This window comes from Campylobacter sp. 2018MI13, assembly GCF_018501135.1.
In the GTDB taxonomy this organism is placed as follows: Bacteria; Campylobacterota; Campylobacteria; order Campylobacterales; family Campylobacteraceae; genus Campylobacter_E.
On sequence record NZ_JAHCZC010000052.1, the window covers coordinates 1 to 13,504 of the forward strand.

13 protein-coding genes are annotated in these 13,504 nt (G+C 27.9%); 9 read left to right on the top strand and 4 right to left on the bottom strand.

What is annotated here, in order from left to right; translation table 11 throughout:
* The 4 genes from KJQ99_RS06375 to gap all read right to left on the bottom strand — a co-directional run.
* Positions 1-460: aspartate/glutamate racemase family protein (locus KJQ99_RS06375; RefSeq protein WP_214150310.1), on the bottom strand; the 460-nt coding region annotated here is incomplete at its 3' end.
* Position 461: 1 nt separating this feature from the next.
* On the bottom strand, positions 462-1,148 hold the full coding sequence (locus KJQ99_RS06380; RefSeq protein WP_214150311.1) for a triose-phosphate isomerase: 687 nt from the start codon (positions 1,146-1,148) through the stop codon (positions 462-464).
* On the bottom strand, positions 1,148-2,341 hold the full coding sequence (locus KJQ99_RS06385; RefSeq protein ID WP_214150312.1) for a phosphoglycerate kinase: 1,194 nt from the start codon (positions 2,339-2,341) through the stop codon (positions 1,148-1,150). Before KJQ99_RS06385 ends, KJQ99_RS06380 begins: the two co-directional genes overlap by 1 nt.
* 1 nt (position 2,342) lies before the next feature.
* The gene (gene gap, locus KJQ99_RS06390) at positions 2,343-3,344 is read right to left on the bottom strand and encodes a type I glyceraldehyde-3-phosphate dehydrogenase (RefSeq protein ID WP_214117579.1); all 1,002 of its coding nucleotides are present in this window, start codon (positions 3,342-3,344) and stop codon (positions 2,343-2,345) included.
* Between the two features lie 58 nt (positions 3,345-3,402).
* Here gap and nadD point away from each other — a divergent pair, with 58 nt between their 5' ends.
* The 9 genes from nadD to mnmC are packed head-to-tail and all read left to right on the top strand — an operon-like array spanning position 3,403 to position 13,493.
* Positions 3,403-3,939 (top strand): nicotinate (nicotinamide) nucleotide adenylyltransferase, encoded by a 537-nt coding sequence (gene nadD / locus KJQ99_RS06395; protein WP_214117578.1) that lies wholly within the window; start codon positions 3,403-3,405, stop codon positions 3,937-3,939.
* The gene (gene rsfS, locus KJQ99_RS06400) at positions 3,939-4,253 is read left to right on the top strand and encodes a ribosome silencing factor (protein ID WP_214117577.1); all 315 of its coding nucleotides are present in this window, start codon (positions 3,939-3,941) and stop codon (positions 4,251-4,253) included. Before nadD ends, rsfS begins: the two co-directional genes overlap by 1 nt.
* Positions 4,254-4,298: 45 nt before the next feature.
* Complete coding sequence (pyrH, locus tag KJQ99_RS06405; RefSeq protein WP_250325143.1) at positions 4,299-5,009, top strand: UMP kinase; 711 nt, start codon at positions 4,299-4,301, stop codon at positions 5,007-5,009.
* Between the two features lie 14 nt (positions 5,010-5,023).
* Entirely contained in the window at positions 5,024-5,236 is a 213-nt protein-coding gene (locus KJQ99_RS06410; RefSeq protein ID WP_214117576.1) for a DNA-directed RNA polymerase subunit omega, read from the top strand.
* A gap of 4 nt (positions 5,237-5,240) precedes the next feature.
* On the top strand, positions 5,241-7,412 hold the full coding sequence (locus KJQ99_RS06415; RefSeq protein ID WP_214117575.1) for a RelA/SpoT family protein: 2,172 nt from the start codon (positions 5,241-5,243) through the stop codon (positions 7,410-7,412).
* A 9-nt stretch (positions 7,413-7,421) separates the two neighbouring features.
* Positions 7,422-8,627, top strand: coding sequence for a tyrosine--tRNA ligase (tyrS, locus tag KJQ99_RS06420; protein WP_214120370.1), 1,206 nt, complete (start codon positions 7,422-7,424; stop codon positions 8,625-8,627).
* A 2-nt stretch (positions 8,628-8,629) separates the two neighbouring features.
* Positions 8,630-9,730, top strand: coding sequence for a nitronate monooxygenase (locus tag KJQ99_RS06425; protein ID WP_214117573.1), 1,101 nt, complete (start codon positions 8,630-8,632; stop codon positions 9,728-9,730).
* A complete protein-coding gene (locus KJQ99_RS06430) occupies positions 9,723-11,687 on the top strand; it encodes an N-acetylmuramoyl-L-alanine amidase family protein (RefSeq protein WP_214150313.1) in 1,965 nt (654 codons plus the stop codon). Before KJQ99_RS06425 ends, KJQ99_RS06430 begins: the two co-directional genes overlap by 8 nt.
* Before the next feature lie 9 nt (positions 11,688-11,696).
* Entirely contained in the window at positions 11,697-13,493 is a 1,797-nt protein-coding gene (gene mnmC / locus KJQ99_RS06435; RefSeq protein WP_214150314.1) for a bifunctional tRNA (5-methylaminomethyl-2-thiouridine)(34)-methyltransferase MnmC2/FAD-dependent 5-carboxymethylaminomethyl-2-thiouridine(34) oxidoreductase MnmC1, read from the top strand.
* The last annotated feature ends 11 nt before the right edge of the window (positions 13,494-13,504 follow it).

The following is a 13,504-nucleotide window of genomic DNA, read 5'->3' on the forward strand; positions in this document are numbered from 1 at the left end:
CATTAATAGTATTTATATCACTATTATTTGGGGTAATTAAATTTATTCCTTTTAACTCTTTTTTATAAAAGTCTTCTTGCATAGTGTATTTAGTGCCTAGTAATAAAATATTTTTTATATTATTATGATTTAATTCTTTAAGGCTTGAATGGGCTATATGAATAAATCTAGCTTTTAAATCTTTTTGCAATTCATTTGCAACTTTATGCATAGTATTTGTGCAAAGTGCGATTATACTTGCATCAGCTTTTTCTAATCTTTTTGCTTCTTCGTTTAATAAACTTGCAGCTTTTTGCCACTCATTATTATGTTGATATTTTTCAATCTCATCAAAATCTACGCTTGATATTAAAATCTTTGCACGAGATAAAGAATTATGATGAGTTTGGCTAAACTCATTTATTAATTTATAATAAGTTATAGTGCTAGCATAACTCATCCCGCCGATTAAACCTATCAAATTAGCCCCTTATTGCAGCATTGATTAAATCTATAAAGCCATCTACATTAAGACTAGCCCCACCAACTAAAACACCATCACAAAGCCTATTAATCTCAGCGATATTGCTAGAATTAACACTGCCACCATATAAAATAGGTTGTTTTGTTTTGCTTTTTAGATATTGCATAATTTTTTCAATATCTTCTAATTTTGCAGCGCTTTTGCCGATACTATAAATTGGCTCATAAGCTAGAATTAATTTATTGTATTTTAAATCAATTGCATTAAGTTGCTTTTCTAAAAACTCTATGCTTTTGTTTTTTTCATAAGTAGCAAAATCTTCTCCTATGCAATAAATAACTCTTAAATCGTTTTCAGCACAAAAATCAAATTTTTGTGCCAAAAATTCATCATTTTCGCCCAAATTTCTTCTTTCACAATGACCTAAAATAATAGTTTTTATCCCAAATTCTTGCAAGTGAGATAATCCTATTTCTCCTGTAAATGCTCCATTATAAGCTGGGTATATATTTTGAGCAGCTTGAATGAAACTAAATTCACTATCAATAAATGAAGTTGCACTTGGAGCGACAATTACTTCAAGATTAGTAAAATCACTAAATCTTAAATAAGCATTAAGTTTTTTAGCGTATTCAGCAAAACCTTTTCTAGTATGATTACATTTAAAATTTGCGGCAATTATCATTAATATTCTTCCTTTAATATAAGTGGTTTTATAGCAGGTAATTCTTTACCTTCAATTAGTTCTAAACTAGCACCACCGCCAGTAGAGATAAAACTAAAATCATCAGCATCTCCTGCACGATTAATAACATCAGCAGTGTCTCCACCACCAGCAACGCTAGTAGCATAAGAATCGCTTATATAATGGCTCATTTTAAAGCTACCTTTTGAGAATTTATCAAACTCAAATACTCCCATAGGTCCATTCCACCATATAGTTTGAGCATCACTTAAAATTTCTTTAAATAAAATTGAGCTAGCAGGTCCAATATCAAGCCCCATCCAACCATTTGGTATTTCTTGAACGCTTACTTTCTTTACTACACTATCATTTGAAAAGCTTTGTGCAGCAAGAACATCAACAGGTAAATATAACTTAACGCCTAGTTCTTTTGCAGTTTGCATAATTTGTTTAGCATCTTCAATTAGTTCTTCTTCTACAATTGAATTTCCTATATTTAATCCGTTTGCTTTAAGGAAAGTAAAAGCCATTCCGCCACCAATTATTATCTTATCAACTTTAGGAAGTAGATTGTGTAAAGCTTGTAATTTTCCACTAACTTTACTACCTCCAACAACAGCAACAAAAGGTCTAGCAGGAGATTTTAATAAATCTTGTGCGAAATTAAATTCTTTTTGCAATAAAAACCCAGCGCAAATTTCTTTTGCAAATCTAGTAATTGCTTCTACACTTGAATGTGCTCTATGGCAAACTCCAAAAGCATCATTACAATACACATCACACATTGAAGCTAAACTCTTAGCCAAATCTTCATCGTTTTTTGTTTCACCTTTTATAAATCTTAAATTCTCTAGTAGTAAAATTTCACCTTTTTTTAAGTTTTTAGCTTTATTTTGAGCGTCTTCTCCGATTATATCGTTTGCCATTATAACTTCAGTTCCAAGAAGTTTTGATAATCTTTTTGCAACTGGCTTTAAAGAATATTTATCACTTATTTCTTTTGGTCTACCCAAATGACTTGCAAGAATCACTCTAGCATCATTGTCAAGGCAATATTTAATAGTTGGAATTGCAGATTTTATTCTTCTATCATCACTAATGTTTCCAAATTCATCTTGTGGGACATTAAAATCACATCTAATAAAAACACATTTATTTACTAAATCTACATCTTTTATGGAAATTAAAGGCATATTATTTCTCCTTGCTAATATATTGAGCTAATCTATTTAATTGATATGAATATCCGTATTCATTATCATACCAAGCTAGAACTTTTACAAAATCTTCATCAATTATTTGAGTTAAATCAGGGACAAATATACATCCATAAGTGCTAGTGCAAAAATCACTTGAAACGCAGCAATCGTAATCAATTGCTAGAATTTCATTCATTGTTTTACTTGCTTTTATAAAAGTTTCATTTATTTCATCTTTTGTAGTTTTTTTATCTAACAATAAAGTTAAATCAAGCATTGATACATTTGCTAAGCTAGTTCTAACACTTTGACCATCAACTTTACCTAAAAGGTTAGGTATAACTTTACCTATTGATTTTGCTGCACCTGTGCTTGATGGGACTAGATTTAGTGCTGCTGCGCGACCCCTTCTAATGTCTTTAGGGCATTTTGTATCACATAGTTCTTGAGTTGCTGTATATGCGTGAATTGTATTCATTAAAGCTTTTTTAATACCGAAATTTTCATCTAAAACTTTTGCCATTGGTGCAAGGCAGTTTGTTGTGCAACTTGCATTTGAAATAATAGCTTCGCCGTTATATTTAGTGTGATTTACATCCATTACAAACATAGGTGTATTATCTTTTGGTGGTGCTGACATAATTACTTGTTTAATACCATTGTCTAAATATGCTTTAGTTTTTTCTTGTGTTAAAAATGCTCCCGTGCATTCAAAAACTAAACTAGCTCCATATTTAGCAAAATCAATATTTTCAATTTCTCTACTTCTAATTATTTGAATTCTTTTATTTCCTACTATTAAAATATCTTCTCCATCATTGTCAATTTCTTGATTGAAATTCCCATGAACACTATCGTATTTTAGAAGGTATTTAATACTTTTCATATCCCACGAGCAATTTATTGCTACTAAATTCATTTTGTTTTCATTAAGAATTATTCTACTAAGACATCTACCAATCCTACCAAATCCATTAATCGCTACATTTACTCCCATTTTTAACCCTTTATTTAAAAAATTTGAGATAATACTAATAAAAAAAGGTTAAGAGATTTTGAAAATAGCAATTTTTGGTGGTAGTTTTGACCCAGTTCATTTAGGTCATGAAAAAGTAGTAAAAGCAGCTTTAGATACATTAGATATTGATAAATTAATAATATTGCCAACGTATATTAGTTTATTTAAAAATAATTTTAATGCTAGTCCAGAACTTAGATTAAAATGGCTAAAGAGTGTATTTGTTGAAAGTGATAAATTATTAATAAGTGATTATGAAATATCTCAAAATGAGCCAGTTCCTAGTTTTAAGAGTGTTATGTATTTTAAAAATTTACTAAATTCTAGCTTAATTTATTTTATAATAGGAGCTGATCATTTAAAAACTTTACATAAATGGCATAATTTTGATGAATTATCTAAAAATGTCGTTTTTGTTATAGCTAGTAGGGATAATATTTTTATACCAGATAATTATTTAAGACTTGAAATAAATGAAGATATTTCTTCAAGTTTTATAAGAAATAATTTGATTTTGGAAAAAGTAAATCCTAAAATTAAAGATGAAGTAAAAGAATTTTATAAAGGAAAGTAATGAATAGAAATGAAGATATTATTAAGCTTTTAGATGAAAAAAAAGCAGAGAATGTTGAGTTGATTAATATTAAAGGAAGTGAATATTTTGTAGATGAAGTAATTATTGCAACTATGATTTCTACTAAACAATCTTTTGCAATAATTGAAGATATTAAAGAATTGTTAAAAAAACATAATAGTAAAGTTTATTATGAAGAATGCACTGATGATTGGAGTGTTCTTGATTTAGGAGATTGTTTAATTCATTTAATGAGCCCTGCTTATAGAGATAGATATCAGATTGAAAAATTCTTACTTGAGTTTAAGCGTTAAAAATTTTTTTGTAGTATCGCGTTTATCAATTAAGGAGAAATCATTATGGCTAAAAGAATTTTAATTAAGTTTTCAGGTGAAGCTTTGGCTGGAAAGCAAGGCTTTGGAATAGATACTCATATTTTAAAGTTTATTGCAGGACAAATTAAACAATTAGTAGATGCTGGAACTCAAGTAGGAATTGTTATCGGTGGCGGTAATATTATTCGTGGAGTTAGTGCTGCTAAAGATGGGATAATTAAGCGTGTTAGTGGCGATCATATGGGAATGTTATCTACCGTGATAAACTCAATTGCTATGCAAGAAGCGTTAGAAGGTTGTGGAATTAGTGTAAGAGTTCAGAGTGCTATTCAAATGGAAGCCTTTTGCGAAACTTATATTATGAGAAGAGCGCAAAGACATTTAGAAAAAGGCAGAGTTGTAATTTTTGCAGCAGGAACAGGTAATCCATTTTTTACTACTGATACTGCAGCAGTTTTAAGAGCTATTGAAATTAATGCTGAAATGATTATTAAAGCAACAAAAGTTAATGGTGTATATGATAAAGACCCTATGAAATTTGAAGATGCAAAAAGATATAATGAATTAAGTTACGAACTTGCTATGGGTGATGATATTAAGGTAATGGACGATACAGCAATAGCACTTGCTAAGGATAATAAATTACCAATAGTAGTTTGCAATATGTTTGAAGAAGGTAATATTTTAAAAATTATTAAAGATGATTTTAGCAATTGCTCAATCGTAAAAAATTAATTAAAAGGAATAAAATGAGAACTGAACAAGTAGCAGCAAAAGCATTAGAAAAAGTAGGAAATGATAGATATATTCTATCTTTAATAGTAGCTAAAAGAGCTAGAGAATTAAGTGATGGTGCTGAACCTTTAGTAAAAGTTGAAAAAGGAAAAATGAAATTTACTGATATAGCAATGTTAGAAGTTGCTGAAGAAAAAATTATATTTGATGGTGTAATAAACGAATAAAAAAATGAAAAATATTCTAAGTTTTGAAACATTATTAGAAGACATTAAGCATTGTAATGATTTAAATAAAGCACGGGAATTATTGTATTCACTTTTTTCAAGCACTCCTATGCTTGAAAAAGCTTTAGATTTTTGTATAAAATCACATGAAGGACAATTTAGAAAAAGTGGAGAACCTTATTCTATTCATCCTATTTTAGTTGCGTGTTTTGTAGCTTTCTTTTCAAAAGATGAAAGTATGATTTTAGCAGCACTTTTGCACGATGTTGTAGAAGATACCGAATGCACTCAGGAAGAACTTGTAAAAATGTTCGGACATTCTGTGGGTATTTTAGTTGAAGGTATGACTAAAATAGTTGAGATTAGGGGAGATAATTTAGCTAGTTCAGAATCAAACGAAAAACTTAGAAAATCAGCAATGACTTTTAGAAATATGCTAATGGTTAGTATTGAAGATAGTAGGGTATTGCTTGTTAAATTATGTGATAGATTGCATAATATGCTAACTCTTGATGCGTTAAGAGAAGCAAAACAAAAAAGAATAGCTGAAGAAACTCTAATGGTATATGCACCAATTGCACATAGGTTAGGAATTTCTAGTATTAAAAATTACTTAGAAGATTTAAGTTTTAAATATTTAATGCCAGTAGAATTTAAAGAAATAGCAGATTATTTAAAGGCAAATAATGTGCAATTACAATTAACATTAAATGATTTTATTGAAAAAATAATTAATTTAATGCGTGATAACGGATATATTGAAGATGTAGATTTTAAAATAGAAAAAAGAATAAAACATGTATATTCTATTTTTTTAAAAATGCAAAGAAAAGGCGTTAGTATTGAAGAAGTGCTTGATTTATTGGGGATTAGAATTTTAGTAAAAGATGTTAAAGATTGTTATATAGTTTTAGGGCTTTTACATGTGCATTTTAATCCACTTGCTTCAAGATTTAAAGACTATATTGCCTTACCTAAGCAAAATGGTTACCAAACAATCCATACTACTTTATTTGACGCGCAATCAATAATAGAAGCACAAATTAGAACATATAAAATGCACGAAACTGCAGAACTTGGAATTGCAGCACATTGGAAATATAAAAATGATAAAGAAGACTATAAAGCTGATTGGGTAAATGATATAGCTACCAATAGCTCTTTAGAAGAAAAAGACAATGATTTGGCATTTTATGAATACGCAAAAGATAGTTTATATGTTGAAGATATTGCAGTATATTCCCCTAAAGGAGAGATTTTTACATTACCTAGAGGTTCGACTGCTCTTGATTTTGCTTTTGAAGTTCATTCACAAATTGGTCTTAAAGCAAGTCACGCTTATATAAACAGAGTAAAATCTCCATTGCTTACAAGTCTTAAAAATGGGGATATTGTAAGAATTGAGATAGATGATAACGCAAAACCAAGATGCTCTTGGCTTGATAGTGTGGTTACTGCTAGAGCTAAAGCTATGATTAAATCACATTGTAAACAAAGAATTTCAAGTATAGACCAAAAAGCTGGGTTAAGAATTTTGCAAACTATTTTTAGTGCTGATGAAGACAAAATAAATACTTGGATTGCAAATGAAAAATTATCAAAAAATGTTAAAAAATGCACTACAGATAATATTACTTTAAGTAAGGTTATAGATAGTCTTAAAAAATATTCAAAAAGAATTTGGCTAGTTAAAAATTATGATTTAAAAAAACAAAGAATAGAAAATCTTGTTGTATATTCAAATTACAAAATAAATAATGTGGATTTTGATTATTGTTGTAACCCAAAAAGAGGTGATGATATAGTTGCTTTTAAACATAATCATTCTGTTACAATTCATAATAAATTATGTGAAAGAGCAAGTAAATTAATGGAAGATTCTAAAGAAGAAATGGTGCTAATTAAATGGTCTAAGCATGCTCCTAAAAATTATAAAATGATTTTTTCTTTAGAGAATAAAAAAGGCACATTATTAGCATTATTAACAGAATTACTAAAACTACAAATCAATGTTAATAGTATTAATATTACAAAAAATGCTGATAGTTTATTGGAGTATTTTGAAATAGTTTTTGAAGTACCTGATAATCAAAATATAGAAATAGCAAAAGAAAAAATCAAAACAAAATGTAAAATCTATGAGTTTATATCATTAAAAGACGCTTATAGTGAATAAAGGATAAAGATGAATTTGAATGAAATTTATAATGATTTAGAACGCGGTGTATCAGAATTTATTGATTTAGAAAAAATTAAGAATTTGATTAAAAATTACTATGAAAAGGGCGAAGTATTTTATGTAAAAGCTGGGTTTGACCCAACTGCACCTGATTTACATTTAGGTCATAGTGTTATTTTAAACAAAATGAGATTTTTACAAAATCATGGTGCTATAGTTCAATTCCTAATAGGAGATTTCACTGCTCAAATAGGTGATCCAACAGGCAAAAGTGCTACTAGAAAACAATTAAGCAAGGAAGAAGTTTTAAAAAATGCAAAAACTTATGAAGAGCAAGTTTTTAAAATTTTAGATAAAGAAAAAACTGAATTAAAATTTAATTCAACTTGGCTTAATGCTTTAGGAGCAGTTGGCATAGTTGAACTTACATCAACTTTTAGTGTAGCTAGAATGCTTGAGCGAGATGATTTTACAAAAAGATTTAAAGAACAAAGCCCTATATCAATTAGCGAATTTTTATATCCACTTTTACAAGGTTATGATAGCGTTGCATTAAAATGTGATATTGAAATGGGTGGAACTGACCAAAAATTTAATTTATTAATGGGAAGAACATTACAAAGAACTTATAATACAGGTAAAGAACAAGGTATTATAATGTTACCACTTTTAGTAGGTCTTGATGGTGTTAATAAAATGAGTAAAAGTTTGGGTAATTATATCGGAGTTAGTGAAGAACCAAATTCTATGTATGCAAAATTACTTAGTATAAGTGATGAATTAATGAAGGAATATTACAATCTTTTAAGTTTTAAGACAACAAAAGAAATTAATGATATTTTTGACAATATTAAAAACAATACTCTACATCCAAAGGTTGCTAAAGAAAATTTGGCTTTAGAAATAGTTGAGAGATTTTGGGGTAAAGATTTAGCAATTAATGCGAAAAATGAGTTTGATAATATTCATAGTAAAAATGAAATTCCAAGTGATATTGCGGAGTTTAATTTTAATGAAGAACAATGGATTATAAAACTAATGCAAGATACTAATTTGGCAAGTTCAGGCAGTGAAGCAAGAAGAGCTATAAAAGCTAATTCTGTAAGTGTTAATGGAGAAAAAATTAGCGATGAACAACTAAAATTAAGCAATGGTGAATTTATAATTCAAGTTGGAAAAAGAAAATTTGCAAAAGTAATAATAAAAGGATAATAATGAGCTTACCAGAATTAAAAATAAGAAATTTTACATTAAAAGTGCCGGTATTTCAAGGAGGTATGGGACTTGGAATAAGTTGGGATAAATTAGCTGGTAATGTTAGTTTAAATGGAGCTTTAGGTATTATTAGTTCGGTTGGAACTGGGTTTTATGAAAATAGAGCACATATTAACAAAGAACTAAATGGCAAACCTTATGGAAGTGAGAATTTTTATTCTACAAAAGGACTTAATGCTGTAATTACTAATGCTAGAAAAATCTGCAACGACTCACCATTAGGCTGTAATATAATGCACGCGTCAAACGAATATGAAAGAATAGTAAAAGACGCTTGCAATGTCGGTTTTAATGCAATTATTAGTGGTGCAGGATTACCTACAAATTTGCCAGAATTTACTAAAGACTTTCCTGATGTTGCATTAATTCCTATTGTATCATCAGCAAAAGCTCTTAAAATAATTTGTAAAAGATGGACTCAAAGATACGATAGATTGCCTGATGCAGTTGTTCTTGAAGGGCCTTTAAGTGGTGGTCATCAAGGATTTACATACGAGCAATGTATAGACCCAAATTACCAATTAGAAAAATTAATTCCTGAAGTAAGAGCTGAACTTAATGAATGGGGAGATAATATTCCTTTAATTGCAGCTGGTGGAATTTGGAATAAAAATGACATTTTAAATGCTATTAGTTTAGGTGCAAATGGGGTTCAAATGGGAACAAGATTTATAGGAACTTATGAATGTGATGCTGCACTTGAATTTAAACAAGTATTATTAGATGCTAAAAAAGAAGATATAGAATTGCTAAAAAGTCCTGTTGGCTATCCTGCTCGTGGTATTAGAACAAATCTTCAAAAAATGATAGAAGAAGGCACTGCTCCTAAAATTTCTTGTATAGCAAATTGTGTTGCACCATGTGAACGTGGTAGGGGCGCTAAAAAGGTAGGATATTGTATTGCCGAAAGACTTTATGATGCTTATAGTGGAAAAAAGGAAAGTGGATTATTTTTTACAGGTGCTAATGGATATAGATTAAATAAGTTAATTAGTGTTAAAGAGTTGATTGAAAAATTAGTTAATGGTGAAGATGAATAAAATCTTACTATTATTACTAAGCGTTGTTTTGTTTGCTAGTAGTTTAAATGAAGAATTTGTTAATTTTGATAAGAGTTTTTTATTATCTAGCAAAACAGAACAATTAGCAATTCATCAGAGATTAAAAACTATATATATTAAAAGTATAATTTCTGATGATATTGATACCAAAAAAGAAGTTTTAAAAAGAATTATTTTAAGTTCAAAAACATTAAAACTTGATTCATCTACATATCAAAAAGAATTACAAGATTTAGGCATTAATCCTAATAAGATTTCATTTAATAACATAAATAATACTGATGCAAAAAAGACTAAAGATATAGCTAAAGAGCAAAAATCAATTAATACTCAAAATACCAAAACACAAAATACTAAAACTACAACAAATACTTTAAATTCTAAAAATATAAATAGTCAAAATAAGCCAGAAACAAAACAAGAAGAAGTAAAAAAAACTTATATAACTAAAATTAATAAGGCAAATAACACAATAGAAATATCATTAAAAGGAGATTTTGATAATAATATAAAAAGTATTATCTATAATACAAAAGAATTAAAAAATAAAATATTGGAATTTAATGCTGCTTTAGATATAGGAAAACAAAATTTCATAGATAAAAATTATGAAGTAAGTTTGGTTCAATTCAATCCGGAAAAAGTAAGATTTGTATTAAGGTCAAAATCTGATTTGAAATTAGATTATAAGATTGATAATAATGTTTTACTTATTACTATAGATGGTAATTTGCAAGAGCAAAATAAGCAAGAAAATACTACTCAAATAAAAAAATATTTAGTTGAAGATAAAAAAGAATTAGATAATAATACTAAAGTAAATAATAATGCAAAAAACGCTACTGCTAACGATAAAAACAAACAAGAAAGTAATATAAATACAAAGCTAGATAGTAATGATAATGCTGCAAATAATATTGCAAATGATAAAAACAAAAAACCTATAACAATTACAAAAGCCGTTAAAAAAGATAATGGGGTTTTATTGACTTTAAACAACTCTTTATCAAATGATGATATTAAAACTTTTAGCTATAACAACAATCAAATTTTAGAATTTGACGCAGTTTTAAATGGTGGTAGGAAAAATTATGATTTTAAAACATACTCTATTAGTGTTTTACAATTTAATCCTAAAAAGGTAAGAGTGGTTTTATACTCTAAGAATACTAAAAAAATATTTTTTAATATAAATAATAATTCTTTAGAAGTAAGCACTGATGAGATTAGTGAAAAAGTTGAAGTTGGATTTAAAAAATCAAATTTATTAATTACTTTAGACGCAGGTCATGGTGGAAAAGATGTAGGTGCAACTGCTTTTGGCAGATATGAAAAAAACATTACTCTATCAATAGTTCTAAAATTAGAAAAAGCTCTAAAAAACAAAGGGTATAAAGTATTTTTAACAAGAAAAAAAGATGTTTATATAAATCTAAGAGATAGAACTAAAATGGCAAATGATAAAAAAAGTGATTTATTTATAAGTATTCACGCAAATTCTATCGGGGATAAGACAAAATTTGATAAAATATATGGAATTGAGACATATTTTCTCTCTCCAGCTAGAAGCGAAAGAAGTAAAAACGCAGCTGCAATAGAAAATAAAAGTGATATTGAAGAGATGAATTATTTTTCTAAACAAACTTTTTTGAATTTTTTAAATAGAGAAAAAATTATTTCATCTAATAAGTTAGCTATTGATATACAAGGTGGTATTTTAAATAATATACCTAAGGGATATTTAAAGCGAGATGGTGGCGTAAAAGAAGCTCCTTTTTGGGTTTTAGTTGGTGCTTTAATGCCTGCTGTTTTGATTGAAGTTGGCTATATATCACATCCTATTGAAGGTAAAAATATCGCAGATAGTGCTTATCAGGATTATTTGGTAAATGGTATTGTAAATGGAATTGAGAGTTATTTTGTTAAAAATAAATAAGGAAGTTTTATGAAAAAGGCGAATTGGATTTTAAAAAATGATGAGATTTTTTCTTTAGATTTTGATGATTTTTATTACAACATAAAAGAACCTTTAAAAGAAAGAAATGGAATTTATATAGATAATGCTTTTAGTAACGCATTTAATAAATTAACTATTTTAGAACTTGGTTTTGGATTGGGTTTAAATTTCTTTTTAAGTGCAAAAAGAGCTATTGATTTAGGCATAAAACTCCATTATGTAGCGATTGAAAATTATTACCAAAGTATTGATGATATAAGATATTTTTGTAATAAATTTGGTATAGAGTTAAATAATAATTTTATTAGTGATTATCCACCTTGTAAAGATGGAATTTATAGAATAGAATTTGATGGGGTTGTTCTTGACTTGGTATTTCAAGATGTAAATATTGCTTTAAAAGATTTAGATTTTTTAGCTGATGTTGTATATGCTGATGGTTTTTCTCCTAATAAAAATAAAGAAATGTTTTCTAAAGAGACTTTAAAATATGTCAAAAAGCTATTAAAATTAACTGGTAAATTGGTTAGTTATAGTTCAAATTCTGATTTTAAAAAATCTTTAATTGAATTAGGATTTGAAATACACGATATTAATTTGGGAATAAAAAGAGAAAGCACTCTTGCTATATTAAAACATAAAGATTTGCAAGATGATATAGAAGGATATTTTCATAAAAACTATTTAGAAGTTAATAATATAGCAATTATTGGTGGTGGTATTGCAGGCGCTACAATAGCTTATGAACTATCAAAGTTAGGTAAAACTATTAGTGTATTTGAACAAAGCCATACTTTAGCAAACGAAGGAAGTGGAAATAAAATAGGGTTATTAACAGCATTAATTCAAAATCCATCAAGTTTGTTAGGAGAATTTAGTCAGTTTTCGTTTTGGCATAGTTCAAAATTTTATAAAAAATTAGGCTATAACTTAGAAGGGATATTAGAGCACGCATATACTGATGAATTAAGAGAAAGATTTAAACTGCAAAAGGATAATCCATTAATTAAATTACATTTTGATTTTGCATATTTAAAAGATGGTGGGACATTAGAACCCTGTAAATTAGTTCCTAAAATTTTTGCAAAATCCAATACTAGGATAATTTTAAATTATAAACTAAATAGTTTTAGAGAATTTTATGATAGAGTTGAGCTTGATTTTGATAATAAGACTATGATTTTTGATGCTGTAATATTTGCTAGTGGTGCATATTCTAAAGAAATCTTTAGTAATTTACCATTATCAGTAGTAAGAGGTCAGGCAACTTGGCTAAAAAATAAAATTAAATATAAGCACCCAATTAGCTCAAAAGCTTATATAACTGGAGCAAAAGATGGGATTATTTTATTAGGTGCTACTTATGATAGAAACTTAATTGCTGAAGCAAGTAGAGAGTATGATGATATTAATATAAATAATTTTAAAGAAATTTTTAAAGCTGATTTTAGTGATTTGGTAATAGGTAATAGGGTTGGTTATAGAAGTTATTCTTCAGATAGATTTCCTATTGTTGGAGCTTATTTTAATGAAGAAAAATATAAAAATCTTTATAAATCTTTACAATTTGATAAACATAAACCGCAAGTAAATTCTCCAAGAAGTAGGATTTTTATAAATACAGCTCATGGTTCAAGGGGTTTATCTAGTGCGATAACATCTGCAAGATTAATTGCTAGTTATTTTAACAACACACCTAGCGGAATGTTTAAAAGATACGAACACGCACTTCATCCTGCTAGATTTTTAATAAGAGATTTAAAAAAAGGCTTAGTTAAAGATTAGGAATTTAAATT